Source organism: Streptomyces sp. NPDC006326 (genome assembly GCF_040612915.1).
In the GTDB taxonomy this organism is placed as follows: Bacteria; Actinomycetota; Actinomycetes; order Streptomycetales; family Streptomycetaceae; genus Streptomyces.
In genome coordinates this window covers 1-25,015 of record NZ_JBEXRC010000010.1, presented here as the reverse complement: position 1 = coordinate 25,015, position 25,015 = coordinate 1, and the positions used below count along the sequence as shown (strand labels likewise).

Sequence of the window (25,015 nt, the reverse complement as noted above, 5' to 3'; positions counted from 1 at the left end):
AGCGACGAACGGACTCTACGTGCTCCTGTCAAAGTCATTGAAAAGCCATGTCACATGTGCCATTTTACAGCGCAACCCGTCGCGGACGGGACCGCCAACTCCCCTCCCCAGGAGTGACTCTTGCGCGCCATGGCCGTCGCCACAGCCCTGCTCATAGCCGCCGTCGCGGCTTCTCCCGCCCAGGCCTCCCACGCCGATCCCAAGCCGGACCACGTCTTCGCGGACCCGGGCCAGCGCCCGGCCCACGGCAACCTCAAAGGCGCTCCAGGCGCCACCGGAACCACCGGCAGCAGGCTGGAATCGCGGATCCTGCCGATCGTCCACACCTGCAGCACCACGCTGCGGATCCGCGCCCAGGAGATGACCGCCGCCCAGTTGACCGCGACCTGCGCGAGCCTTGCCAACCAGGACGCCTACTTCCACAGCACCGTCAAGGACTCGGGGCCGGTCGCGAACGACTACAACACCACCCTGGAGGTCGATGTCTTCAACTCAAGCGCCGACTACAAGGCCTACGCGGGGAAGATCTACGGCATCGATACCAACAACGGGGGCATGTACCTGGAGGGAGACCCCGCCCGGACGGGCAACCAGCCGCGCTTCATCTGCTACGAGCGCACCGACGTGAGCCCCGGCTGGCAGATCTGGAACCTCAACCACGAGTACACCCACTACCTCGACGGCCGCTTCGACCTGTACGGCGACTTCGACGCCGGCCAGACCACTCCGACGGTGTGGTGGGGCGAGGGCATCGCGGAGTACATCTCCTATTCCTACCGCGGTGTCACCTACTCCAATGCGCTGGCCGAGGCAGGCAAGCACACGTACTCGCTGCGCACGCTGTTCGACACCACCTACGCCAACAGCGACGTCAACCGCACCTACAACTGGGGCTACCTGGCGGCCCGCTACATGGTCGAGAAGCACCCGGCCGACGTCACCACCGTCCTCGGCCACTACCGCAGCGGAAACTGGGCCGCCGCCCGTTCCTTCCTCACCTCCCTGGACTACGAGAGCGACTGGAACGCCTGGCTGACGACCGTGGCGACGGTCGCCTGACCCGTACGCCCAGGCTGACGATCACGCTTCGGGCAGCGCGGGCCCCTGCCGATCGGCAGGGGCCCGTGGTGTGCAGAGCCGGGGAGAGCCGGGACAGGACCCCGGCCCGGCAGCCCGGCAGCCCGGCTTGAACAACACAGAGGCAAGACCCGGTTCCCAGGGTGCCCGGCCATCGGACGCGTGATCTGGGCCGCCGGCCGCCTGGAACGTATGATCAAGCGATGTCTGACATGACGGAAACTACGCCCGGCTGGCTGACCAGCGACGAGCTGGACATGGCCAGGGCACGGATGCCGATCCTGTACGTCGAGGCCGTTCCCGTACGCGTGGACGACACCGGCGAAGTCACCAGCATCGGACTGCTCCTGCGGATCGGCACGGACGGAACGATCAGCCGCACTCTGGTGTCCGGCCGTGTCATGCACCACGAACGGGTCCGTGACGCGCTGCTGCGCCACTTGGAGAAGGACCTGGGCCCGGTGGCGCTGCCCCGCGTCCCTGCTTCCCTGCAGCCCTTCACGGTCGCCGAGTACTTCCCCACAGCAGGTATCACCGCGTACCACGATCCTCGCCAGCACGCGGTGTCACTCGCCTACGTCGTGCCGGTGACGGGTGATTGCCGTCCCCGGCAGGACGCTCTGGACCTCGTCTGGTTCAGCCCGCGGGAAGCAGCCTCACCAGCCGTGCAGAACGAGATGCCGGGCGGCCATGCAGTGCTGCTGAAGCAGGCCCTCGCGCATGTCGGACACGCCTACTGAGCTCGCCGCGCACCATTCACCGGACCTGGTCCGCGACCGTCGCCGGGCACCTTCGCAGGCGGTGTTCGCTTCCTCGCGGACCTTCTCGATCCGCGCCCGCAGGTCCTCGGCGGCTGAGGGCGTGCGGCACGCGTGGCCGCCGCATCGACCCGCGAGACCGCCTCACACCAGTTCGGGTTTCCGTTCGCCTCGCGGTTCCGGCACGTGCACCGACGCGGCCACCCGTTCCCACTGCTTGGTGGTCCGTACGAAGCCGTAGGCCACTGAACTCATCGCCAGGATGAGCAGTGGCCCGAAGACCCACGGATACGTGGCCATCTCCAGCGACAGACAGCGATACGACGCCAAGAGCGCAACGAAGACCCCGGCACCGTAGACGGCCAGCTGGATTCCCGACCGGTCCCAGCCGCGGTCGAGCGAGCGCAGCGCCGCCTCGATCGTGATGGTGAACACCACCCCGGCGATGATGTCGGCGCCGTAGTGGTACCCGAAGCCGAGCGTTGCGCCGAGCGTGGCGATCAGCCAGAACACGCCGGCGTAGCGCAGAGCCCGCGGGCCCCTGCGGGAATGAATGAAGATCGCGGTGGCCCACGCCGTGTGCAGACTGGGCATGCAATTGCGCGGGGTGATCCCGTCGAAGAGCACCGGACGCGGGGTACCGACCGGCGGCGGCGTGTCGGGCCAGAGGTCGGCCACGGCCCAGTGCCCCCCGTCGCCGCCGAAGGCGAAGATCGGTCCGACGACCGGGAAGAGCATGTAGATACCAGGCCCGAGCAGGCCGATGACCAGGAAGGTGCGCACCAGGTGGTGCCTCGGGAAGCGGCGCTCGACCGCCACGTTGCGCAGCTGGTACAGCGCGACGGCCACCGCCATGACCGCCAGCTGGATGTAGACGAACTCAAGGACGCGGAAGCCGACCGTGCCGGTGGCCTCCACGATCCGGCCCGCCACCCATGACGGGTTGCCCAACGCGTGGTCGGCGGTCGCCACGTACTGGTCGAGCACCGTCGGGCGCGTCTTCGACGTGATCAGCAGCCAGGTGTAGCCGGTCTTGCGGCCGGTCACCAGCAGCAGGGCCAGCCCGACGCCCTTCAGCAGCAGGGCGCGGTCCCGGCCTGTGCGGCGCGTGACTGCGATGACGGCACAGGCCAAGGTCACCCACAGCGCACCGTTGCCGAACATCATCTCGGCGCCGACCGCCCGACGCACAAGCCAGAAGACGCAGTCGATGCCGATCGCGGCACCGACCGCGATGAACCGCCGACGCCAGCTGAGCACCACCATCACCAACGCCATGCCGGCGTACAGCACGGTCCCCGACCGTGGCGCGAAGATCACCTCTCGCGCCTGGCTGGTGAGCGGTCCCGGTACTCCGTAACGGCGGGCGGCGATCTCCAGTGCGACAAGGAACCCAAGGGCCAGCACACTCACCGCAGCCCACAGCCCGACCCGTGGTTGACGCCACGCAGCGGGCTTTATGCCGCCGCCCATGTTAGAAAACACTCGCGATACCGTTGCTACTTCTTCAGTCGATATTCATATTTACGGCTGGTCACTCCTAAATCGAACATGGTAGCGGAGCGGATTCCTTCCGCTGTTCGCGGGTACCTCGAAGCACGCAGGGACCGCGCCCCGGGGCGAAACCCGGCGGGAGCCGGTGCTCTCGCGGGTCACGGCGGCTGGGACCGGGGCCTCGCGGGCAGCCGCCGCGGACGACTGCGCCTCACGTCGTGGCGTACTGGACCTGCGCTGCTCGGGTCGCCGGGAGGACGCGGCGGCGCCGGGTGGGGAGGAGCATCGTCGGGTGGGCCAGGCCCCAGGCCGTGGACGCGCAGATGAACTCCTTGATGCGGGCGCCGGCCCGGCCGGTGATGACGGTGGACGTCATCTGGTCCTCGTGGGTCACGCGCTGGAGGATTCCGTCGCGGCGTCCGAGGCTGATGCACTGGGCGGCATAACCGATCGGCTTCCGGGGGACCTTGCGGCCGGTCAGTCGCGCGGCGAGGGCGTCGGCGGCCTGCCACGCCATCGGGGTGGCCGTGGCGCAGGCCATCCGCAGGGCCTTGCCGCCCGCGCCCTCGGCGAGCGCGGCGTCGCCGACGGCATACACGTCGGGGTGCGAGACCGAGCGCATGGTGCCGTCGACGACGATCCGCCCGGTGTCCGACACCTCCAGGGTGGTGGCGGCCGCGATCGGGTGCACCGTGAAGCCGGCGGTCCACACCGTGAGCTGGGCCGGGATCTCCCCCGCTGCGCCGGTCACGACCCGGTTCGCTTCGACGCGGGTGATGTCGGCCCCCTCGTGGACCGTGATGCCGAGCCGGTCGAAGACGACGCGCAGGTGGCGCTGCGCCTTGTCGCCGAGCCAGCTGCCGACGCCCTCGCGGGCGGCGATGGCGACGTCGAGGTCGGGTCGTGCCTCGGCGATCTCGGTCGCCACTTCGATGCCGGTCAGGCCGCCGCCGACGACCACTACGGCCTCACCCGCCTGCAGTTCGCCCAGGGCCCCCCGCAGCCGCAGCGCGTCCTGCTTTCCGGCGACGTTGTGGGCGTACTCGGCGACACCGGGGACGTCGTGCTCGGCGTTGGTGCTTCCGAGGGCGTACACGAGGGTGTCGTAGCCGAGGCTCTCGGCACCGTTCTCGCCGCTGAGGCCGACGGTCTTGCGGTCGGCGTCGACCGCGGTGACCCAGGCGGTCCGGACCTGCACGCCGGTGCCTTCGTACACCTCGCGCAGCGGGCGGCGCGGCAGGTCCTGGCCGCTCGCGAGCTGGTGCAGACGTATGCGCTCGACGAAGTCGGGGTCGCCGTTGACCAGGGTGATCTCGACGTCGTCGCGGTGCAGCCGCCTGGCGAGGCGACCGGCGGTGACTGCTCCGGCGTACCCGGCTCCCAGGACGACGATGCGGTGCTTCATGGCTGGCTCCTATCCGGTGGGACTCACCTCCTGAACCGGACAGCCGCACGATCCCTGACAGGCATCGACTGTGACGTGGGTCACGCAGGGTTCACCAGATCTCCGTGAGGGGGCGGTGGGGGCCGGCGGCCGCCCACTGGCGCGTGATGCGCTCCAGTTTGTCGGGGTTGACCTGGATGTGGAGCGCCTCGACGCCGTCGGGGGTCGCGGCGAGGCAGATGACGCCGAGGATCCGCTCCTCGACCGCGATCAGTACGGCAGGAGAGCCGTTGACGACGGCGGCATGGAGGGCGACCGGGCCACCGGCAGCCGCTCGCTTGGCCGGGTGCGGCCGGAACAACCCCCGCAGGTAGCGCGCGATGCCGAGCGCACCGATGACCGGCGTCCTGCGGGCCTGAACCCGTGCACCGCCGTCGGCCACGCTGACCGCGTCGTCGGTGAGCAGCCGGATCAGCGGCTCGGTGTCGCCGCTGAGGGCCGCGGCGAGGAACTCCTCGACGACCTTGCGCGCGGCGGCCGCGTCGACCTCGGTGCGGGCCCGGTCGGCGGTGAGGTGCTGCTTGGCGCGGCGGTAGATCTGCTGGCAGTTCGACTCGGTGAGGTCGAGGATCTCCGCGATCTCGCGGTGCCCGTACCCGAACGCCTCGCGCAGCACGTACACGACGCGCTCGTTGGGCGACAGCCGCTCCATGAGGGTGAGCATCGCGAGGGAGACCGACTCGCGCTGCTCTGCGGTGTCGGCCGGCCCGAGCATCCGGTCGCCCGCCAGGACCGGCTCCGGAAGCCACTGCCCCACGTACGTTTCGCGCCTGACCCGCGCCGAGGTGAGCTGGTTGAGGCAGATGTTGGTGAGCACCTTCGTCAGCCACGCCTCGGGCGTCTCGATCCGCTCCCGGTCCGCGGCATGCCACCGCAGATACGTGTCCTGCACGGCGTCCTCGGCGTCGCCGGCCGACCCCAACAGCCGGTAGGCGATGGCCTCCAGGCGGCCCCTGGAGGTCTCGAACACATCGGTCTCGTACGTGGGGATCGACATGGTGCCATGATCGGCTACGCGCGCCCGCTCCGTCCACCGCCCCGTGACCGCCGGGGCGTTGGCCCCGGTCTCGGCGGCGAACGCGGGGGCGGCCTGCCTGAGCCGCATGCCGTGTGCCCCTCGAAGAGCGGCCCGAGGGTCGCTTCGACGGCTCGTGCGTCCAGGCGGCTGCGCCGGGGAGCAGTCTCACGTACGGAGGTAAGAGGCCCCGTTGAGGTCCAGAACCGTCCCCGAGGCCCATTCCGCCACCGGTGATGCCAGCCACAGCACGGCCGCCGCGATCTCGTCCGGCGACGCCACTCGCCCGAACGGGCTCTGGGCACGGATCGCATCGCCCTCCGCCCCGCTCAGCCGGTGCGCGACCCGCTCCGTCTCGAAGAACCCGGGTGCGACGGAGGCGACGCCGATTCCGTACGCGGCGAGGTGCACGGCCAGGGACTGGCCCAGCGCGTGCACCGCCGCCTTCGTCGCCCCGTACGCCGGGTGGTCGGGCTCACCGCGAAAGGCCCCGCGCGAGCCGACGTTGACGATCCGGCCACCGCCGCCCTGCTCGATCATCCGGCGGGCCGCGAGGTGGCTGAGGTTCGCCGTGGCCAGGAGGTTGACGGATACGTGACCCTGCCAGGCGGCCGCCCAGTCCTCGTACGAGGTCGTAGCCAGCGGATGCGGCAGGTTCACCGCGGCGTTGTTCACGAGCACGTCCAGCCCGCCGAGCCCTCCGGCCGCGGTCTCGGCAACAGCATGCGCACCGTCGGGTGTCGACAGGTCGCCCCCGGCGAGGACGTGTCCCGTACCGACGAGAGAGGCGAGGGTCTCCTCTGCCTCCCCGCGCCGCGAGCCGAAGTGGACGGCCACCCGGTCCCCGTTGGCGGCGAACGCCTGGGCGAGCGCACGGCCGAGTCCGCGTGAGGCGCCGCTGACCAGCACGCGACGGCCGGTCGACGGAAACCCGCGTGCAGAAGGGCACGTGTCAGCGGAAGGGGGAGGCTCGGTGGAGGGGAAGTGCTCCGCGGAAGTCATGTGGATCATGATGCCGCTCGCCCCGCGCGGCCGGATCAGCGCCCCGCCGCCACGCGGCACTGCGGACCGCGCAGCTGGACGGCGAGTCCGTTCCCGCAAGGGTCCGGGACGTGGTGGAACGCGGGCCGTGCAGCGCCGTGAACGGCCGTCGCGTGGAGGCACGAGCCGGTGCTCTCCGTGCAGTCATGCCTGACCGCCTGCCGGTGTCCTCCCGGCGCGGCGTACGGGAAAGATCGTCGGGATGGGGTCGTTGGTGAGGAAGTCAAGAATGAGCCGGTTGACCTGCCCGGGCTTCTCCATCGGCAGCCCGTGAGAGGTTCCGGGGACCACGGCGAGTTCGGAGTTGGGGATCGCGCGGTACAGGGCGACGGTGTGTTCCAGGGTGACCAGGTCGTCGTCACCGGCCAGGACCAGCGTCGGTGCGCTGATCCGGGCGAGGGCGTCGGTCGAGATCGTCGGCTGCGTACGAATCATGTCGGCCACCTTGGCCACCACGACCGGCCAGTGCTCGGCGCCGTCAGGTGACACGGCCTGGTACGCCTCGCGGAAGAACGCCAGGTCGTCACCGTCCGCCGCCATGTCGTCCAGCGCCTCCGGTGCCGCAGTGCTTTGGGGAGCGGGGAGGAAGTTGGCCCCGATGGCCACGACCTTCCGGACCAGATCGGGGCGGCCGATGGCGACCAGCAGGGCGACGATCCCGCCGTCACTCCAGCCGACGAGATGCGCGGGGCCGCCGACGACCGACTCGATGAAGGCGATGGTGTCGTCGGCCATGGCCTCGTACGAGAGCGGTCCGGCGACGTCGGGAGTACGCCCGTGTCCGCGACGCTCGGGCAGGAACACGTGGTACTCGGCAGCGAAGTCCGGTCGCTGGGCGCCCCATGTCTCGTTCGTACAGAACCCGCCGTGCAGGAGCAGCAGAGGGTCACCGGCGCCCTCGGCCTCGTACCACGTCCTCACACCGGGAAGCTCGACGTAATCGCCCACGGTTCCAGGCCTCTCACGAGTGCCGCCCCGCCGTCAGTGTCAGTGTCCCCAGCGATTCGGTGGCCCGCAACGCGGTGGTGCAGCCGTGACCCGGGCGCCGCTCGGCTCGGTGGGCGCGGTGTGCTTGTCGGAGACCGCGTGGTTGAGGCGGCCCGGCGCCTGACCTCACGGCCGGGCTTGGCGGCGGTGTCCTTCGTCGAGGCGGTCATGGCCTCCGCCGGCGGGCTTGCCCTGGCGTACGGCGTCATGGGCGGCCAGCGCGGCGCGCAACGTCAGTACGTCGGCGCCGCGGGAAGCGTCGAGTCCGGTGAACTCCGTCGCCTTGCGCAGCCGGTAGTCGACCGTGTTCGGGTGCACCTGGAGCCGGGCGGCGGCCCGGCGCCGGTCGAGGCTGCACGCGAGGAAGACCCGTAACGTGACGAGCAGCTCCGGGCGCGCGTCCAGCGGGTCGAGCAGCGCGGCGAGCCCATCCCTGGCCGGGCTCGGGCGGCTCAGCTGGTACTCAAGCAGCACGTCGTCGAGCAGGTACAGCCCGGGCCCGCGGCCGGACGCCTCCGCCACCTCCCGTACCTCGCCGGCCAGCCGGGCGGCCTCCGCAACGCCTTCCGGTGCCGCGGCCGCCGCCGCGGCCAGCAGCTCGGCACCGCACATCTGGCCGAGCTGTCCGACCAGCAGCGAGAGCCGGTCCCGGTCCGCGCGGCCGAAGTCGGCGGGCGGCGTCTCGTAGGGGATCAGCACCAGCCCGCCGTCGCCGGACAGCACGGACAGCGGGACCCCCGTCGTCCGGCGCTGGAGCTCGTTGCGCAGCCGCCGGAGTTTGCGGCGGGCGGCGACCGCATGGTTCACGTCCGGCACCAGCTCGTCCGGGTGGGGCCCCACGGTGATGCTCAGCACCAGGTAGCAGGGCGGCAGACGGATGCCGGCTCGGTCGGCCGCGACCTGCGGGCTGCCGCCCTCCAGCAGCCGGGACAGCAGTGCCTGCAGGGCGACCTGCTCGTCACTGAGCGCCGTCTGCCGCTCCTGTACGTACCCGGCCGCGACCTCGCAGCTCACCAGCCGCAGGTATGCGAGCAGTTGGCGCTGGACCAGCAGCACGTCGTCCAGGTCACCCGGTTCGGCCGTCGAGAACACCTGGGCGGCGCACTCCTCCGCCCCCAGGTGGTAGGCACCGACCACGGCCTCCAGCGGCACGCCCTCGTCGGCACGCCGGGCCGAGGACTCGCGGATCGCCGCCGCCTCGGCCTGTCCCGGCAGTTCGCCGGTGCTCAGGACCCCGGCGAAGCTCCGGATGCCGCGGGTCACCTGCTTGGCGATGTCACCGCCGAGGTGTTCCGCCGGCAGCGTTCCGTAGACGGGCAGCCGCTCGACGAGCCGGGCCATCACCGCACGCTCCAGCGACCCGGCGGCGTCCTGGAGCCGTTTGTGGACCGGAACACCACCGAACTGCGGTACCGCGCCCCGTTCCACGGCATTGGGTCCGGTCACAATCCACCTCGCACATCTCTGTTCCCCACCCCGGAGACGCGGCCGTACAACGGCCCTCATGATGTTTCCGGGACATCACCTACTGGTTGGTAACACGACTGGCCGGTGAATGGCCAGATGCGGCGGACCGCGGCCGCATCGTTCACCGCACTCCCCTGCCGGGGACCACCCGCCCCGGCCTGGCGCGCCGGTGCACGCGACCTCGTGCCGATGCGTCAGCCCCCCCACCCAGAAGTCGAGGAACGCATGTCCAAGGCAGCCGTCCGCCTGATCTCCGTCGCCGTCGCCACCGCGGCGGCCATGACCGCCGCCCCCGCGGCCACCGCCGCCCCCTTTACGTCGCCGACAGCGGCGGCGACGGCAAGCGAATCGTTCTACACCTACGCCGGCAGCGAGCCCCTGTCCGCGTTCGCGCCGGGCACGGTGCTGAAGACGCGGACGCTGCAGTACCACCTCATCGGCATCCCCACGCCCCTGAAGGCGGTCCAGCTGCTCTACCGCACCACAGATGCCCAGGGCCGCCCCGCCGCCAACGTGACCACGGTGGTGCGCAGTCCGACGGGCGACCGCAGCAAGGCGGTGTCCTACCAGTCGTTCTACGACTCGCTCAACCCGGAGGACGGGCCGTCCCGGGCGATCGCCGGAGGCGTCACCCTGGGGGGCGTCATCCCCAACGTCGAGGCGGTCTTCCTGGCACCACTCCTGGCGCAGGGCTACGACGTCGTCATCCCGGACACCGAGGGCCAGAAGGCGAACTTCGCGGCGGGACCGGAGTACGGGACCAACACGCTGGACTCGATCCGCGCCGCTACCAAGTCTGCGCAGACCGGGCTGAATCCGGAGACCGCATTCGGTCTCATGGGCTACTCCGGTGGTGCCATCGCGACCAACTGGGCGGCCGCGCTCGCGCCGGGCTACGCGCCGGACGTACAGCGCAAGCTGGTGGGCTACGCCGAGGGCGGTCTGCTCGTGGACCCGGCGCACAACCTGAAGTACGTGGACGGCTCACTGGCGTGGTCGGGCGTCATCCCCATGGCGGTCATCGGGGCCTCCCGCTCCTACGGCATCGACCTCAAGTCCTATCTCAACGACTACGGCCTGGAGGTGTACAAGGAGCTGGAGCACGGCTCCATCATCGACGCACTCGGTCACTACCCCGGGCTGACCTGGAAGAAGATGGCGAAGTCGCAGTACGCCGACCCGAACTCGATCCCCGCGTTCGTGGAGACGATGAACAAGCTCAACCTCGGCTCGGCCCCCACCCCGGCCATCCCCGGATTCATCGCCCAAGGCGACGCGGGCGTTTTGGAGGGCACGTTCGGCAACCCGCCGGGAGTCGGCACGGGCGACGGCGTCATGGTCGCCGGGGACGTGCGGGCGCTCGCCCGGCAGTACTGCGCCACCGGCAACTCGGCGGTCAAGTACAGCCAGTACGAGCTGCTCAGCCACACCGGCGCGTCCGCCGTCTGGGCACCCGTCGCGCTGGGCTGGCTGGGTGACCGCTTCGCGGGCAGGACCGCTCCCTCCGACTGCGGCCGCATCCCCGCGGGCAACTCCCTGGCAGCGGAGGAGCCTGCGTCGCTGTCCTGACGCCCGCCGGGGCGCCGCCCGCGAGCTGCCGCCCCGGCGGGTCAGGCGCTCGCGGCGGTACGCGCCTGGGCGATGACCACGTCCAGCAGGGACAGCAGGGCGTCGCGGACGTCCGTACGGGAGCGGGCGTCGAGCAGGAGGACGGGCGTGGCAGGGTTGCGAAGGTGCAGCGCGGCGGCGATCTCCTCGGCCGTGTACGGCTGCTCGCCGTGGAAGCAGTTGGCGCCAACCACGAAGGGCAGTCCCCGGCTCTCGAAGAAGTCGATGGCCGGAAAGCCCCGGTCCAGGCGCCGCGTGTCGACGAGTACGAGTGCCCCCAGAGCCCCGTTCAGCAGGTCGTCCCACATGAACCAGAACCGCTCCTGGCCGGGTGTGCCGAACAGGTACAGGACGACTCCGGCGTCGGCGAGGGTGATCCGGCCGAAGTCCATGGCAACGGTGGTCAGGGTCTTGGACTCGATGCCGTCGAGGTCGTCGACGCCGACCCCCGCGCTCGTGAGGCGTTCCTCCGTACGCAGCGGCTCGATCTCGGAGACCGCCTCGACCAGGGTCGTCTTGCCGACTCCGAATCCGCCGGCGATGAGGATCTTGACAGGGGACGCTTCCGGGGCGGGAACGTCGGGGGTGTCATATCCGGGCAAGGTTGTCCCTGATTTTCATGAGCAGGTGGACGTTGGTGGTCTGGGCCCCCTCCAGGGGCGGCCGATGGTGGATCATCCCGCGGTCCGCGAGTTCGCCGAGGAGGAGCGTCATCGGAGTGAGGCGCATGTGCATCCGGGCGGCGATCTCGGCGACCGCCAGCCCGCCCGGCGGCGGGCACATCGCAAGGATGGCCCGCCATTCGGTGGGCAGGCCGCTGTGGGCGTCGTCGTCCGCGGTGACCGCCGCCACGATCGTGGTGTCCATCGTGAGGACGGTCTGCGGGGCGGCGGTCGTACGGCCGTCGGTCAACGCGTACAGCCGTGTCCGGCGGGGGCTTCTGCGCTGCGGCTCGTCCGGCATCAGGACGTCGGCGCCGGGGTCGACGCCGGCGCCGGGGCGCGCTCGGGGGTGCCCAGCCACTCGCCGAGTGCCTGGGCCGTCCGTACGGCCTCGCCTCCGAGCTCCCCGAGCCGCGCCTTGCGGGAGGTCACCACGATGAGCGTGCTGCCTTCCCCGCACCCGACGATGCAGAGGTACCGGTCGTCCATCTCCACCAGCTGGCGGATGACCCGGCCGCCGGCGACCTCCCTGGATATCGCCTTCATCGTGGCGGCGATCCCGGAGGACGCGGCCGCGATCCGCTCCGCCTGATCCCGTTCCAGCAGGTAGGCGCTCAGCTTGATCCCGTCGTTGGACAGGAGCACGGCTCCCTGGATGCCGGCGATCCTGCTCAGGTTGTTGTCCAGGACGCTGTAGATCATGTCGTTGGCTGTCGTCGTCATGGCTGATCCTGTCTGAGCTCTGCTTCCACTTTCTGGGTCCCCTCTTCGTACTCCGCCCAGGCGTCGGCCACCTCTTGGGGGGTCGCCGCGTCCCGGCCGACGTCCGGCTCCGGGGCGCGGGGCCCGCGGAGTTGCCGGGTGAGGTGGGTCTGCGGGACGCGCTCGGGCAGGGCCGGCCGCGTGGGATCGCCGGGTCCGGAGCGAGCGGGCGCCGCCCGCTCGGCCGGCCGCGGTACGGGCATGGGCGCGGGGACCGGGGGGACCTCGGGTACGGGTGCCCGTACGGGGGTGAGCACGGGAGCCGGCTTCGGCACCGGCTCCCGCTCGGGCTCCGGCCCGCGCTCCGCCGGCCCCGGCCCCGGCCCCCTCTTCCCGTCGGTGGGCACCAGCACCTCGCTCGGCAGGATCACCACCGCCGCCGTCCCCCCGTACACCGAGCGCCGCAGCGTGACCCTGGCCTGGAGCTGGTCGGCCAGGTGGCCCACGACGAAGAGGCCCAGCCGGTGCGCGTTCTCCGCGAGCACGGAGTACGGCGGCGCCGAGTGCAGACGCCGGTTCATCTCCTCGTACCCGGCGGCCGCCACCCGCGGTCCGCGGTCCTCGATCTCGACCGAGATTCCCTCCGCGACCAGTTCGGCGCGCACGACCACCTTCGACCGTGGCGGGGAGAACCGGGTTGCGTTGTCCAGCAGCTCGGCGAGCAGGTGGCTGATCTGGCTGATCACGTGCGGCTGCACGCTCACCTCGTCCAGCGCCTGCCGTTCGATCCGCCGGAAGTCCTCGACCTCCGCGGCGGCTTCGCGCAGCAGGTCGGCGACGCGCATGGGCTCGGTGTGCGGGTCCGGGACCTCGCCGCCGGCGAGGATGAGCAGGTTCTCGGTCTGGCGCCGCATCCCCACCGTCAACTGGTCGGACCGCATCAACTGGGCCAGAAGCGCTTCGTCGTGGCCGAAAGTCTCCTGGAGGTCCTCGGTCAGACTGAGCTGGCGGCTGACGAGGTTCCCGGTGCGTGCGGCGATGCCGGAGGCGAACAGGCCGAAGCCGTGCCGCTCGGCTGCAAGCTGCCGGTGCCCGTCCACGGACACGGCGACGACCTGGGCGAAAGCGTCGCTGATCCGCCCGACCTCGTCCTCGTGCCCGCGGACGGCCGGCAATGCCTCGGCGTCGACGGCCTGCCCGCGCTGAAGCCGGGACACCACCTCGGGCAGTGTTTCCTCCGCGATGGCGACCGTACGGGTGTGCAGGCGGCGCAGGCGGCGCAGCACCGAACGCGTGGTGAGGAAAACGACCACGGTGACCACCAGCAGGGCGCCGCTGCTGGCCCCGACCAGCCAGTAGACCTCGGTCTCCAGTTGGGTGGCCTTCGCCTCGGCGTGTGCGAGCACGGTCCGCGACCGCTCCGCGTTGAGCGCGGCCAGCTGCGGCGCGAACGTGCCGTGCGCGGCACGCCAGTCGCCGACGTCGACCGGCAGCTTGACTCCGGTCGCGGTGTCCTTGTGGTTGGCGACGACCGCGTTCTCGATGCGGAACTTGGTCTGCCAGGCGTCCGAGCCGGTGAGCTTGTCGTAGGAATCCTGTTCCGCGGGCGACAGGTACGGCACGATCCAGGTGTCGTACAGGTACCGGTGGGCGCCGATGGCGTCGAGGAACTCGGAGAAAGCGGTGGGCGCCAGTTCCCTGGACGGTCCGGCCAGCGCGAGGGCCGTGTCCTCGCGCGCGACCATCTCGGCCGCCGAGAACAGGGCGATGGCGGGCCTGCTCTCCTGGGCGAGTTCGGCGTCCTCGCCGTGGCTGAATCCATCCTGGTACGCGCGGATGATGTCGCCGATCACGCCGGTGTAGTAGCCGACCGCCTGTTCGGCGCTGCCGCTGTGGGCGTCCGCACGTTTGCGGTACGCGGTGAGTCGGTCGAGCCCGTCACCCACCTCGTCGAGGTGCCCGTGGAACTGCCCGGAATGCTGCGCACCGTCGTCGCTGCTGCTGCCCGAGAGCCGCCGGAACTGCGCCGCCGCCCGGTCCGTTGCGGCCCGCTGGTCGCGGAGGTCGTCGTCGGCGACGGGGGTGCCGGCCCACCGCGCCGCCGTCATCGCCCGCTCGGCCTGCAGCTCGGCCATGAGCTCGACCAGCGGTACGCCGACCCGCTCGCCGGCCTCCAGGTCGGCGCGCAGGTGCTCCGACTGGGCCAGCAACCGCTGAGCGGTCACGGCAACCTGGGCACCCATCGCCACGGTCGGGACGACGGCCAACCAGACGAGCATCGTCCGCAGGCGTACGGTGCGGCGGCGCCGGGCGGGCGGCGGGCCGGCTGGGCCTGGGGGGCCTGGTGGGCCTTCGGGTTCCATCGGAGACATCGGTCCTCGGGAGCGGCGGAGCGGGGACGGACCCATGGACGGCCGGCAAACAGTCCTCGGGGAGGACATGGGGAACTGCCGACGCGGCCCCGTGGGGTGAGGGTACCGATCATATCCAGCCAGTCCGAATAAACGGAGAGCTTACTTCCCCACCCGTACGTGGTAGAGGCGCCGATGCCTCACCGTGCCGGCACCATCCGCATGACCCGGCAGACGGGGCCGGGCACGCGAGCGTGCGCCGGCCCCGGTGTGCGGACTGACAGGACCGTCAGCCCACCGACACGGTAGGGGCCGGAGCCGGGTTGGGGGTCAACGACCGTACCTCGAACCCGCACTGGGAGCCCAGCCGCGCCGTGAACGAGGCACGGGCTGCGGTGACCTTGGCTATCGTGCTCCAGTCCTGCGCCAGCTCGTCCCTGTAATAGGAGATGAGCATCGTCACCGTCGTGGCGTGATCGGCGCTCTCGTACGGCAGCAGGACTTCCAGGTAGTCGGCGATCTCCGCCTTGCTGAGCTCACTGCCGGATGCCGCGCTGAAGGGCTCGGCGGCCGCGCAGTACTCCGTGGGAACCGTCTGCGCGGTCACCTTCGCGTAGCGCGACACGGGGTCAAGTCCGGCGTTCTGCACCGCCGCGGGCTCGGCGGTGGCCTGCGCCAGCATGCTGGCCAATGCACTCGCGGCCTGCCCCTTGGCCACGGCCGCCACCTCCGTGGCGTCGAGGCCGGGGCCCTCGACCATCGGGGGCATGGGGCTGGGAGCCTTTTCGATGGTGACGGTCTTGCTCATCACCTCGCCGTTGCCGAGCACCGAGCTGTCGTAGGGCAGCGCGGCGCCGGAACCGGTGCGGGACCACTGTCCGTCGCCGAACCGGGCGAGCGCGATGACGTAGGTGTGCCCGGGCTCCAGCCGGGAAGCGTTCTCACGGGCGATCGGGGTGCGGGTGCTGCCCTTGAACGACCAGCCGTCCACGGTTGAGGTGACGCTGGCGGGCAGCTCGGGCGCGCCGGGGCGTGACCACAGCTTCTGCGCCACGTCGATCTTGACGGTACGGCTGATGTACCCCTCGCCGGCGGCCGTCTCCTCGGCCGAGGGCGCATCCTCGCCTTCCGATACCACGCGCACGACCGCGACGTGGTCGGCGTAGGAGACCCAGTCCCGGGCAGTGGTGGACGGGAGGGCCTCCTTGGCGTGGGCGACGATGACGGACGGACGGCGCGGGGACCCGTCGTCCGAGGTCAGGCCCGTGAGGCACAGAATTCCCGCACCGGCCAGCGAGGCTGCCACGAAGGAGCCGACGACTCTGCTCCGCTTCATGGAGATCATGCCCGTCCCTCCTAGTAGACGCTGTTGATGTTGGTGCGGTTGTTGGAGCCCAGCGAGTACACGTCGTTGTACGACATGCAGCCCACCCGGCTGTCGGTGTTGCTCACGCGGGGATTGGCGTCACCGCCGTGCGTGAGACCGACGGAGTGTCCCGTCTCGTGGCATACGTCGGAGCCGTTGATGGGCCCGACCTCGCTGACGCTGGAGTTGTAGCGGACGTAGTGCTGGTCGCACTTCTTGCTCGTCACGGCGTCGTCGCACCAGGTGATGCCGACCGTGTCGGCGGGCAGGGCGCCGGACTGGTTGATGAGGTCGGTCTCGGAGTTCCCGGTGTAGGTACCCGAGGACTGGAACGAGACCGTCAGGTCCGTCGGGCCGTACTGGTTCTTGATCGTGTTCTTGATGGTGGTCTTGACGCTGCTGGGCACATTGCCCTGTGACCACACGGTGAAGTCGGCGTTGTCCGTCTGACAGAACGTGCCGTTGCTCATGTTGCCGTCGTAGCACGTCCAGCCGTAGTTCGGGTACATGTTGTCCAGAGCCACGGCGGACTGGGCGCCGAACATGAGCACCGCCGCTGCAAGGGTGGCGGTGGTGGTTCCTCTCCGCAGAAGCGGCATGGGTCAATCCCCCCGGAAATGAGGCCAGTTGACTTGCTCAGGGGCCGCGCGGCTGCGCAGGCGCCCCGGTCAGCTGACATCTAAATGGATCAATGCCGCCCGGTGGCGAAACGTGACCAAGATCATGGTCGTCACCCGCGTCGAGCCGGACCGGACGCTTCTTCCGCCGGGGGAACGGAAGGTACCGGGCGATGGGGCGACGTCGGTCAGCCGCCGTCGCCCCACGTGGTCCGTGATCCTCAGCGCACGCGCTCGATGCGTGCCCGCCGGATCAGGTTCTTGCCCGGCTCCCGCACCGTGTCGAAGGCAGCGTTGTTCAGCAGGACACAACTGCCCGACGGGCCGTTCACCGTCACCGTCGTCGCACGACCGTTGTCCAGATTCGTCACGCGCAACTTCATCCCCACCGGGAACGTCCCACTGGTGGCCGCCGGCGCACCCGCCTCACCCGACAACGTCACCGTGGACCCCGGGCACACCACCTCCCCGGTGGCCGGCGGCACCTGTCCACCCGCGGCGCCGGAACCGGCCGCAGCACCGGCCGACACGTCACGGCCGCCGGCCACGCGCTCGATGCGTGCCCGCCTGATCAGGTTCTTGCCGGGCTCCCGCACCGTGTCGAAGGCCGCGTTGTTCAGCAGGACACAACTGCCCGACGGGCCGTTCACCGTCACCGTCGTCGCATGACCGTTGTCCAGATTCGTCACCCGCAACTTCGTCCCCACCGGGAACGTCCCACTGGTGGCCGCCGGCGCACCCGCCTCACCCGACAAGGTCACCGTGGACCCCGGGCACACGACGTCGGGGACGGCGGCATTTCCGGTCGCCACCGTGGCAACGACCCCTCCGGTCACCAGGGCTCCCGCGACGACAGAGAGCACGAGCTTCTTCTTGAGACTCATAGTCCGTTTCCGGGACATTGGCACTCCTCGATCCGATGGACGTTTTCCCTCCCGTCCTCCAAACGGGCCGCTCGACAAGCGAGTTCAGTTCTGTCGCCGGATGACAAATCCAGCCGTGAAAAGGTCTCGGGCGGTTTGCACGGCATATCCTCGGCCGTCCTGGAAGGCGAACGGCCGACCCTGGCTATGCGGCGCTCGTCATGCGGGCGAACACCACCACGTTGCTGTCGTAGTAGTGCTTCTTCGGGTCGAAGTCCCCGCCGCACGTGACCAGGCGAAGGCCCGCGTGGTCCAGGTTCTTGTAGACCTCCAGTGTGGGGAACTCGGCCTTGGGGTACTCGGCGACCCGGTCCACCGTGAACGTGACCGTCTTCCCGTCCCGTCGCGTCACCTTGACGGTGTCACCGGCCTTCATCGTCTTCAGTTTCTCGAACACGGCGGGTGCTCCGTTCCACGTGACGTGCCCGGCGATGACCGCCGGCCCCTGGGAACCGGGGCTCGGCCCCGGCTCGTACCAGCCCGCCAGCGCGGGGTCCTTCGGGGTCTGCATGGTGCCGTCCGCGTTCTGCCGCAGCGTCTCCAGGGAGCTGGACACGCCGAGGGAGGGGATCGTGATCTTCTGCGGTTCCGACCGGGCGAGGGCCGGCTCTGCCCGGCCTGCGCCCGTGCCCGTACCGCTCTGCGATCCGCCCGCGGTCGACGGGGAGTCACTGCCGGCAGGCGCCTTCCCCGTGGGACCGGCGCCGGCGGCGGCCGATGCCCCGCCCCGGGTGGCTTGCCCCTCGGCAGTGGGCTTCGCCGCGGGCCGGCCCGCGCACCCCGCGAGCAGCAGCCCGGCGAGAACGGCTGCCGCCAGTGGGACTGCGGTCCGGCCGCGGCGGGGCCGTGCGGTGGATGCGGAGGGCGCGGGGGCCGACTTCACGCGCCGCCCCTGGTGGTCTCCTTGCGGACGGGAACGGCGGTGGCCCGCCTCCGCGTGACCGCCACGGCGCCGGCCACCACGGCGAGTACGGCGATCGCAGCACTGTCGCGCACCGTCGCCGGCACCGCAGCGCGCTGCGGAGAACCACCGCCGGTCTCGATTCCGCCGACCGGAATGGATCCCACGGCCGCGCCCTTGACCTCCCCGCAGTTCGTCGGAGCCGTGGCCTCCTGCGGCAGCTTCGGGTCGAGCTCGCTCTTGCCGGCCCCTTCGAAGTCGTACTTGTCGTTCTTGTTGCGGTCGATGCCGTGCTGCACGACGTGCAGGTCCTTGATGTGGTCGACCACGTCCTGACCGACGGTGATCGTCCGCTTGTAGGAGAGCCTGCCCTGCTTGTCGGCGACGGGCATGCGCTCCACGGCGAGACCGCTGGTGGCTTCGGTGTCCCCGGACGTCGTCAGGGAGATGTTGATGTCGCCGTAGTCATGCGTGGCCTCGGTGTTACTGAGCACCCCGTCGCCGTCGGTGTCGTCGGTGGCGTCCGGGCAGTGGAAGTCGTGTCCCTTGGTGGAGCCGTGCAGGTGCTGGGCCGACGGCTGTCCGGGCACCATGCCCCGGGACTCGATCTGCACGGTGAGTTGTCTGCCCTTGAGGCTGAGCATGACCGTACCGCTGGAGCCCGATGCATTCAGCTGCGCCAGATCGATCTGGTACGCCTTTCCGCTCTCCGCGAGAGCTGTTCCGGAAAGTCCGAGGGTCAGGGACACCACAGCGGGTACGGCGGCGAGTACCGCGAGGCGACCGGTGCGCTTGACTGTCACATTCGCTCCTGTTCCATGGATTCCCAGGAGGGAATCGCAGATAGTACGGGGTGTGAACGAACTCTTGGAGAGGTCCTCACTCCTGCTTCGGCGCCCCGGCTCCGCCGGGCAGATGCCCAGGTGTGTGATCAGAAGACTGCCGCGGACGACAGCCGTCCACCGGTCATCCAGATGCGTGACATCGCATCGGCCAGGGCGGGGAATCGGGCAGCCTCGCAGAGCATTTCCGAGAGCACGAGGATTCCGTGTGCGGTGCACTTCGGATCGCGGTTCAGATGCAGCCGGATGACCGCTGTGCCCAAGGGTCCGCGCCCCAGGGAGACTTCCGTACGCCGCACGTCGGCGGCCGTCTCCAGGTCGGAGCGGTCTCCGCCGAAGGGCAGGGCTTCCGCTCGGTGGATTCCCGGGGGCACGACCGAGCCCCGCACGTGGCGGACACAGGCCTCCGGCGGGGCCTGCCCGTTCTCGAAGGTGTTGCGGAACCCGACAACGCGAAGGCCCGTGTTCTGCAGGCGCAGCTCAAGGTAGAGCTCGATGAACAGGCCCCGCTGCTGAATGCGCACCGGGAGGAAGGGCGTTCCTCGCTCCGCGCGGTCGGCTCTGCGAAAAAGTCCCTGAGCCTCGTGCGCTCTCGACCGGATGGTCGCCGTCAGAAGCCGGTACTCGTCCACCGATGCGGACGCCGAGGAAAACGACACGGGTTGCAGCACGGCAGCCCGCATCAGGTAAAAGATCCGGAACTCGGACTTCCCGAAAGTAATCTGACCGCCATCGGTTCGATCCTGCTGCACTCACGCATGCACGTCACCGCCTTCGACATCATCCCGATCGCCGATGGGTAACGTCATTCCCGCCGACGGGTTCGGTCCGGTCCGGTCCTTTGTAGTCGTCGTGGCGGTGGCCGGGCGAATAGTTGGCCTCTGATGCTAAGAATCAGCGGGGGGCCTGCGGCGGCCCGACGGCTGCCGTGAGCGTCGGCCGTCGGTGGCCGCGGCATTACGGACCAGTGCTGTGCGGCGAGCGGCGGGGCTGTGCGTCGACCACCGGTCCAGCGGAGCCGAGGGCCCCCGGCCCCGCACGGGTGCGGGGCCGGGGGCCGGTGTCATACGCGAGGCGCCGCTCAGCGCCCCTCGACGAACGTACGGCCGTTGCGGGCCCCGGCGGAGCAGGAACGCTTCTCCGCGGCGGTCATCTTCCGGCTCTTCACCACCACGGCATTGCTCTTGCCGTCGGTGCCGTTCTTGGCCGGGCTGGTGATGGTGTCCTGGAAGAACCAGTAGTAGTGGCCCCACTTGGGGCTGTCGTAGTGGGTCTGCCAGGTACCGGAGACCTTCTGCATCACCTGGGCGCGCGAGATCCAGCCCACCTCGCCCGGCTTCACCGTCATGTTGAGCGAGCTGCTCTCCGAGTGAGTGCTCGACCAACTGTGGCTGTAACTGGCGGTTATGCTCAGGTCCACGATGCCCGCGATCTTGCCGCCGGCGGTGACCGAGACGCCCAACGAGTCGGTGGATCCCACCGTGTCGTCCCACGTCATCGTCTGAGTGGCGTCGGAGGTGGTGCAGTTGAACAGCGAGTTCGACACCTGGCGGAACTCACCCAGGTAGGCCTCCCCGAGCTGGGGCGAGTTGAACGTGCACTTGCCTTCGCCCGAGCCGCAGTCCGCCATGAGCTGCTGCCGTGTCGGCTGGTCGGCAGCGGACGCCGGAAGGGTGGTTGCCGCCGCGGCCGCACAGGCCGCCACCGTCAATGTCAGCGCGCGGGCTGCGTAGCGCTTGACGGGGTTCGTTGTCATCGTGGTACCTCTCACCGTACTGGGGGGCCGGTCAATCGCCGTACGTCCGGGGCCGGTTCGGGCGCCACCGGAGGCACGTTCGATCACCGCCTCTTGCCATCCGAGATTCTCCCGATCGGCCAGAGGGATACGGTGCGAATGAGTCAACTTTCGGCAATGCACTATGTGAGGGCTTCGTTGCGGTCTGTCTCCGCCGGACGATACGGGGTGCCGAGCCGCTGCATCGCCGGCACCGCCGACAGGGCCGAGGCCGGACGGCGCGGAGGCGGTCAGTCGGTGGTGATGACGAGCTTTCCGCGGACGTGGCCGCTGGTGGATGCGGCGTACGCCTCGTCCATGGCGGTCAGAGCGAAGGTGGTCGTCTGGGCGACTTTCAGGGCGCCGGAGGTGACCAGGTCGGCGAGTTCCGCCATGTCCTGGTCGGTCGCCTGATAGTTGAAGTTGACGGCGCGTACGCCGCGAGCGGCGAGTGCGTCGACGTCCGCGGCGAATACGGTGGTGGCCACCCGACCGCCGTCACGGACCAGCGGCGTGATCTTCTGCATCAGGACGTCCCGGCCGTCGGCGAGGTCGAGTACGGCATCGACGCCGTGCGGGTGTGCGGAGCGGACGGTGTCGGCGACGTCGCTCGTGCGGTAGTCGATCACTTCGTCGGCGCCGAGTGCGCGGGCGTAGTCGTGGTCCTCACCTGCGGCCACCGCGATCACATGCGCCCCGCGGGCGGCGGCGAGCTGGAGCACATAGGAGCCGACCCCGCCTGTCGCGCCGACCAGGAGGAGCCTCTCGCCCTCGGCGAGGTCCAGCCACCGGGTCAGTGCCAACGCGGTCCCGCCGGTCATCGGCAGCGCTGCCGCCCGCACCGCCTCAAGACCTTCCGGCCTCAGCGCCAGGGCGGCGGTTTCGGCGGAAGCGGTCATGTACTGGGCGTAGGAGCCGTGCGGATGCCGCGCCGCGGTTCCCGGACGACGCATCCCGAACACTTCCTGACCCACCTCGAAGGGCGCCCCGTCGCCTGCGGCGGTGACGCGCCCGGCGACGTCGAACCCGAGGGTGTAGGGAAAGGGGAAGTCCGCTCCGGGGGGCGCGAGGGCGCCGGCCGCCAGCTTCCAATCGATCGGATTGACCGCGGCCGCCCGCACCTGGATCTGCACTTCGCCGTGTCCCGGCTCGGGCACGGGCAGGTCCTTGAGCTGCGGCGTCTGCGTGAAGGAGTCGATCGCGAAGGCATGCATGACAACACCTTTCTGCCGTTGACGACGGCTGGAGAGGAAAGGCCGCGCGGGGCACACCGCTGCGGTGTGTGGGCGCGCCGCTGCTTTTGCATAGTGCGCGGAAGAGAGACGGCCCTGGCGGCACGCTCGGACAACGAGGCGACTCCCCCTGCCGGCGCAACCGCCGCCATGGGATCGCGACGGCCTCTCACCCGAACCCCTGACCCCGGCGAGCCCGACACAGCGCGCCCGCCGACCTCGTCGCACATGTACCGGAAGGTGGAGTCGTTCCGGTCGGTCCCCGAGGTGATGCGGTCCTGCGCGTCGTCGGGTCAGCAGACTCCTACCGTTACCGTCAACCGGTGATCGGGAAGGCTCGGCCGAGGGCGGCCCCAACCCAATGGGCCGGCAGGCAAGTCCTCTCGCTTTCGGGGGCGATTGTCAGGGCAGCGGTGGCGTGCGTTGCTCGTCGGTCACCTGGGAGGCCGATCAGGTCCAGGGACTGGTCGAGCCGGCCGATCTGGGCCGAGACGCGGGCGTAGTGCTCGCGTATGAGGGCGAGGCCTACGGGCAGGGCGAGTCCGAGGAGATCGTGGGACGGGCGCTGCGGGGGCGCGCGACGACGAGGATGTCTCGGCCGCCACGTGCCAACCGCACGCCCGGCCAGGACGCGTTCGGCCGGGATCCGCCTGCCGTGAACGGTCAGCCGGCATTACGGTGGGACACGAAGACCTCCGTTGTGCGGTGAAGCCGAAACACCTCCACCACACCGGAGGTCTTCGCCATGATCAAGACCCAGGGTCCGTTGACAACGCTCGTGATCAATACACCTAGGCGGTCGGCCGCGGGCGGTGGTGGGCCAGCGCAGCGCGCATGAGGCGGCGAGCACGCCCTGCGGCGCCCTCGTCGCCGAGGAGCTGGATCTCCTGATTCGCGGCCATGGCGAGGCCCGTCAGGGTGGACACGAGCTCCTCCGGGTCGAGCTCCGGGGCGAGGTCCCCGGCGGCGACCGCGGCGGTGATCTGTTCGGCCAGGAAGCGTCGCCAGCGCGTCACCGCCTCGTAGAGGCGGGCGCGCAGATCGCCCGGCTGCCCGTCGAGTTCGCACGAGGCTGCCGTGACGAAGCAGCCGTTGGGGAACGGGCTGTCGGCCAGGTAGGCGCACCAGGAGTCGATGAGGGCGTACAGGCACGGCAGACCCGGCTCCGCCGCGCGGCCGGGTGCCACCACCGCCTCCGTGAACATCTCCACGGCCTGGTCCAGTGCGGCAAGTTGGAGCCCGGCCCGCGAGCCGAAGGGGCCGACCACCCCGGCCTTGCTCATGTCGAGCGTCTCCGCCAGGGAGCCGATGGTCAGTCCGGACAGTCCCGCGCTGGAGGCGTGGGTCACCGCGACGCCGACGATGCGGTCGCGGGTGCGACGGGCCTCCTCGGCCGATTTCCTCATGCCATCGATCTTAGCGATCGAACGTCTGCTAAGTTAGCGAACGATCGTACGGTAAATCGGTGAGGGAGAGGATGTTCGGATGCGCATGCGCTGGCTGGGCTGGGCCGGGGTGGAACTCGAAGCGCAGGGCGAGAGCCTGGTCATCGACCTGCTCGGGCGCCCCGAAGGCGTCCTGGAGGGGACGGCACTGGCGGGGGTGCCGCTGCCGAAGGTCGTCCCGCCCCGCACGGAGGGTCATGTGCTCGCCGGCCTCTGCACCCACCTCCACCGCGACCACACCGACGCCGGCGCCCTGGCCCGCGCACTGCGCCCCGGCGGCACGGTCCTGCACCCGGAGCCCTTCGGCGGCAACGACCACGAGAACCTGTGGACGCTCAAGGCCGAGGCCGAACTCACCGCCCACGACCTGCCCCGGCGACCCATGGCCCTGTGGGAGACCACGACGATCGGGCCGTTCACCATTGCCGCCGTCCCCGCCGTCGACACCCTCGGCGACCCCCAGGTCTCCTGGGCCGTCGAGGCCGACGGCAAGCGGGTGATCCACCTGGGCGACACGATGTACCACGGCTACTGGTGGCGCGCCGCCCACCGGTACGGCCCCTTCGACGCCGTCCTCACACCCATCAACGGGCCCACCGTCTGCTTCCCGCACTGCCAGCCGCCGAGTCCCTGCCCGGCCGCGCTCGACGCCCGGCACGCCGCCGTCGCAGCCCGTCTCCTGCAGGCGAGGACCGCGATACCGATGCACTACGACGGCTTCCACGCCGACGGCTTCTACACCACCCAGCCCGATGAGCTCGCCCGCTTCCTCGACGCCGTCGAGGGCGAGCCGTACGAGGTCCTCACTCCGGGTCTGGGTGAACAGCTGACCCTTTGAGCCGCCGCCCTCCGGCCTGCTGGGGCACCGCAAGACGCCCGGCCGGGAGGTCCCGGCCGGGCGTCTTCGTCTGTCTGCTTCCGCTGGTGGCTTAGTACCAGTGGTGGGCCTGCCAGAAGTTCCAGGCGCCGACCGGGCTGCCGTAGCGGGAGTTCATGTAGTCCAGGCCCCACTTGATCTGGGTGGCCGGGTTGGTCTTCCAGTCTGCACCCGCCGAGGCCATCTTCGAGCCGGGCAGGGCCTGGACCAGGCCGTAGGCGCCGGAGGAGGCGTTGGTGGCGGTGTGGTCCCAGCCGCTCTCGTGGGAGATGATCTTGTCGAAGGCGGCGAACTGGGCCGGGTCCTTGATCATCTGGTGCGCGATCGCCTTGGCGCTCGTCGGGGCCGCCTGGGCGGGAACCGTGGCGAGCATGGTGCCGGCGACGCCCAGGGCGACGATGGAGCCGGCGAGGGTCTTCTTGGAAGCGGCGA

Annotated in this window: 23 protein-coding genes and 1 pseudogene; 4 read left to right on the top strand and 20 right to left on the bottom strand. The window is 70.3% G+C overall.

The features are described 5' to 3' along the window. Window positions 1–291 precede the first annotated feature (291 nt). Window positions 292–1,038, top strand: a pseudogene (locus tag ABZ128_RS10635) (collagenase); the annotation flags it as partial. Window positions 1,039–1,280: 242 nt separating this feature from the next. Further along, window positions 1,281–1,817, top strand: coding sequence for an NUDIX hydrolase family protein (locus ABZ128_RS10630; RefSeq protein ID WP_356847465.1), 537 nt, complete (start codon window positions 1,281–1,283; stop codon window positions 1,815–1,817). Between the two features lie 162 nt (window positions 1,818–1,979). Here the strand turns inward: ABZ128_RS10630 and ABZ128_RS10625 are convergent, their stop codons facing one another. The 6 genes from ABZ128_RS10625 to ABZ128_RS10600 all read right to left on the bottom strand — a co-directional run bounded on the left by ABZ128_RS10625 (window position 1,980) and on the right by ABZ128_RS10600 (window position 9,262). Continuing rightward, the gene (locus ABZ128_RS10625) at window positions 1,980–3,308 is read right to left on the bottom strand and encodes a phosphatase PAP2 family protein (protein WP_356847463.1); all 1,329 of its coding nucleotides are present in this window, start codon (window positions 3,306–3,308) and stop codon (window positions 1,980–1,982) included. 232 nt (window positions 3,309–3,540) lie between these two features. Next, the gene (locus ABZ128_RS10620; RefSeq protein WP_356847461.1) at window positions 3,541–4,734 is read right to left on the bottom strand and encodes an FAD-dependent oxidoreductase; all 1,194 of its coding nucleotides are present in this window, start codon (window positions 4,732–4,734) and stop codon (window positions 3,541–3,543) included. Between the two features lie 91 nt (window positions 4,735–4,825). Beyond that, complete coding sequence (locus tag ABZ128_RS10615; RefSeq protein WP_356847662.1) at window positions 4,826–5,770, bottom strand: RNA polymerase sigma-70 factor; 945 nt, start codon at window positions 5,768–5,770, stop codon at window positions 4,826–4,828. Window positions 5,771–5,956: 186 nt separating this feature from the next. Then, window positions 5,957–6,790 carry an SDR family oxidoreductase gene (locus ABZ128_RS10610; RefSeq protein WP_356847459.1) on the bottom strand — a complete coding sequence of 278 codons (834 nt, stop codon included), beginning with the start codon at window positions 6,788–6,790 and terminating at the stop codon, window positions 5,957–5,959. 183 nt (window positions 6,791–6,973) lie between these two features. Next, complete coding sequence (locus tag ABZ128_RS10605) at window positions 6,974–7,777, bottom strand: alpha/beta hydrolase (protein ID WP_356847457.1); 804 nt, start codon at window positions 7,775–7,777, stop codon at window positions 6,974–6,976. 165 nt (window positions 7,778–7,942) lie between these two features. Continuing rightward, window positions 7,943–9,262, bottom strand: coding sequence for a helix-turn-helix domain-containing protein (locus tag ABZ128_RS10600; protein WP_356847455.1), 1,320 nt, complete (start codon window positions 9,260–9,262; stop codon window positions 7,943–7,945). A 246-nt stretch (window positions 9,263–9,508) separates the two neighbouring features. On the opposite strand from ABZ128_RS10600, the gene ABZ128_RS10595 reads away from it, so the two are divergent. Next, complete coding sequence (locus ABZ128_RS10595) at window positions 9,509–10,852, top strand: lipase family protein (protein ID WP_356847453.1); 1,344 nt, start codon at window positions 9,509–9,511, stop codon at window positions 10,850–10,852. Window positions 10,853–10,893: 41 nt separating this feature from the next. Here ABZ128_RS10595 and ABZ128_RS10590 read toward each other — a convergent pair whose 3' ends face one another. The 13 genes from ABZ128_RS10590 to ABZ128_RS10530 form a co-directional block, all read right to left on the bottom strand. Further along, window positions 10,894–11,493, bottom strand: coding sequence for an ATP/GTP-binding protein (locus tag ABZ128_RS10590; RefSeq protein ID WP_356847452.1), 600 nt, complete (start codon window positions 11,491–11,493; stop codon window positions 10,894–10,896). Next, on the bottom strand, window positions 11,480–11,914 hold the full coding sequence (locus ABZ128_RS10585) for a DUF742 domain-containing protein (protein WP_356847451.1): 435 nt from the start codon (window positions 11,912–11,914) through the stop codon (window positions 11,480–11,482). Before ABZ128_RS10585 ends, ABZ128_RS10590 begins: the two co-directional genes overlap by 14 nt. Next, entirely contained in the window at window positions 11,854–12,276 is a 423-nt protein-coding gene (locus ABZ128_RS10580) for a roadblock/LC7 domain-containing protein (protein WP_356847449.1), read from the bottom strand. Before ABZ128_RS10580 ends, ABZ128_RS10585 begins: the two co-directional genes overlap by 61 nt. Continuing rightward, complete coding sequence (locus ABZ128_RS10575) at window positions 12,273–14,534, bottom strand: nitrate- and nitrite sensing domain-containing protein (protein ID WP_356847448.1); 2,262 nt, start codon at window positions 14,532–14,534, stop codon at window positions 12,273–12,275. Before ABZ128_RS10575 ends, ABZ128_RS10580 begins: the two co-directional genes overlap by 4 nt. Before the next feature lie 361 nt (window positions 14,535–14,895). Next, window positions 14,896–15,951, bottom strand: coding sequence for a hypothetical protein (locus ABZ128_RS10570; protein WP_356847447.1), 1,056 nt, complete (start codon window positions 15,949–15,951; stop codon window positions 14,896–14,898). A gap of 11 nt (window positions 15,952–15,962) precedes the next feature. Then, entirely contained in the window at window positions 15,963–16,571 is a 609-nt protein-coding gene (locus tag ABZ128_RS10565; RefSeq protein ID WP_356847446.1) for a hypothetical protein, read from the bottom strand. 239 nt (window positions 16,572–16,810) lie between these two features. Beyond that, on the bottom strand, window positions 16,811–17,473 hold the full coding sequence (locus tag ABZ128_RS10560; RefSeq protein ID WP_356847444.1) for a hypothetical protein: 663 nt from the start codon (window positions 17,471–17,473) through the stop codon (window positions 16,811–16,813). A 184-nt stretch (window positions 17,474–17,657) separates the two neighbouring features. Further along, window positions 17,658–18,395, bottom strand: coding sequence for a class F sortase (locus tag ABZ128_RS10555; protein ID WP_356847443.1), 738 nt, complete (start codon window positions 18,393–18,395; stop codon window positions 17,658–17,660). Continuing rightward, complete coding sequence (locus tag ABZ128_RS10550) at window positions 18,392–19,216, bottom strand: hypothetical protein (RefSeq protein ID WP_356847442.1); 825 nt, start codon at window positions 19,214–19,216, stop codon at window positions 18,392–18,394. The genes ABZ128_RS10555 and ABZ128_RS10550 overlap by 4 nt, the downstream gene beginning before the upstream one ends. Window positions 19,217–19,344: 128 nt before the next feature. Next, complete coding sequence (locus tag ABZ128_RS10545; protein ID WP_356847441.1) at window positions 19,345–20,007, bottom strand: ribosome-inactivating family protein; 663 nt, start codon at window positions 20,005–20,007, stop codon at window positions 19,345–19,347. 329 nt (window positions 20,008–20,336) lie between these two features. Then, a complete protein-coding gene (locus ABZ128_RS10540) occupies window positions 20,337–21,011 on the bottom strand; it encodes a hypothetical protein (protein ID WP_356847439.1) in 675 nt (224 codons plus the stop codon). A gap of 269 nt (window positions 21,012–21,280) precedes the next feature. Continuing rightward, complete coding sequence (locus ABZ128_RS10535) at window positions 21,281–22,243, bottom strand: NADP-dependent oxidoreductase (protein ID WP_356847437.1); 963 nt, start codon at window positions 22,241–22,243, stop codon at window positions 21,281–21,283. An 809-nt stretch (window positions 22,244–23,052) separates the two neighbouring features. Continuing rightward, window positions 23,053–23,667, bottom strand: a complete 615-nt coding sequence (locus tag ABZ128_RS10530) for a TetR/AcrR family transcriptional regulator (RefSeq protein WP_356847435.1) — start codon at window positions 23,665–23,667, stop codon at window positions 23,053–23,055. Between the two features lie 79 nt (window positions 23,668–23,746). Between ABZ128_RS10530 and ABZ128_RS10525 the strand changes: the two genes are divergently transcribed. Further along, complete coding sequence (locus ABZ128_RS10525; protein WP_356847434.1) at window positions 23,747–24,544, top strand: MBL fold metallo-hydrolase; 798 nt, start codon at window positions 23,747–23,749, stop codon at window positions 24,542–24,544. Window positions 24,545–24,635: 91 nt separating this feature from the next. Here the strand turns inward: ABZ128_RS10525 and ABZ128_RS10520 are convergent. After that, a partial coding sequence (locus ABZ128_RS10520) for a transglycosylase SLT domain-containing protein (RefSeq protein ID WP_356847432.1) occupies window positions 24,636–25,015 on the bottom strand: 380 nt, incomplete at its 5' end.

Bases quoted from the DNA above. Each gene is read 5' to 3' on its own strand.
- ABZ128_RS10580 (WP_356847449.1), bottom strand. From the start codon at position 12,276: ATGACGACGACAGCCAACGACATGATCTACAGCGTCCTGGACAACAAC.
- ABZ128_RS10630 (WP_356847465.1), top strand. From the start codon at position 1,281: ATGTCTGACATGACGGAAACTACGCCCGGCTGGCTGACCAGCGACGAG.
- ABZ128_RS10525 (WP_356847434.1), top strand. From the start codon at position 23,747: ATGCGCATGCGCTGGCTGGGCTGGGCCGGGGTGGAACTCGAAGCGCAG.
- ABZ128_RS10535 (WP_356847437.1), bottom strand. From the start codon at position 22,243: ATGCATGCCTTCGCGATCGACTCCTTCACGCAGACGCCGCAGCTCAAG.
- ABZ128_RS10565 (WP_356847446.1), bottom strand. From the start codon at position 16,571: ATGCCGCTTCTGCGGAGAGGAACCACCACCGCCACCCTTGCAGCGGCG.
- ABZ128_RS10610 (WP_356847459.1), bottom strand. From the start codon at position 6,790: ATGACTTCCGCGGAGCACTTCCCCTCCACCGAGCCTCCCCCTTCCGCT.
- ABZ128_RS10575 (WP_356847448.1), bottom strand. From the start codon at position 14,534: ATGCTCGTCTGGTTGGCCGTCGTCCCGACCGTGGCGATGGGTGCCCAG.
- ABZ128_RS10625 (WP_356847463.1), bottom strand. From the start codon at position 3,308: ATGGGCGGCGGCATAAAGCCCGCTGCGTGGCGTCAACCACGGGTCGGG.
- ABZ128_RS10595 (WP_356847453.1), top strand. From the start codon at position 9,509: ATGTCCAAGGCAGCCGTCCGCCTGATCTCCGTCGCCGTCGCCACCGCG.
- ABZ128_RS10540 (WP_356847439.1), bottom strand. From the start codon at position 21,011: ATGACAACGAACCCCGTCAAGCGCTACGCAGCCCGCGCGCTGACATTG.
- ABZ128_RS10560 (WP_356847444.1), bottom strand. From the start codon at position 17,473: ATGAGTCTCAAGAAGAAGCTCGTGCTCTCTGTCGTCGCGGGAGCCCTG.
- ABZ128_RS10615 (WP_356847662.1), bottom strand. From the start codon at position 5,770: ATGTCGATCCCCACGTACGAGACCGATGTGTTCGAGACCTCCAGGGGC.
- ABZ128_RS10530 (WP_356847435.1), bottom strand. From the start codon at position 23,667: ATGAGGAAATCGGCCGAGGAGGCCCGTCGCACCCGCGACCGCATCGTC.
- ABZ128_RS10620 (WP_356847461.1), bottom strand. From the start codon at position 4,734: ATGAAGCACCGCATCGTCGTCCTGGGAGCCGGGTACGCCGGAGCAGTC.
- ABZ128_RS10570 (WP_356847447.1), bottom strand. From the start codon at position 15,951: ATGATCTCCATGAAGCGGAGCAGAGTCGTCGGCTCCTTCGTGGCAGCC.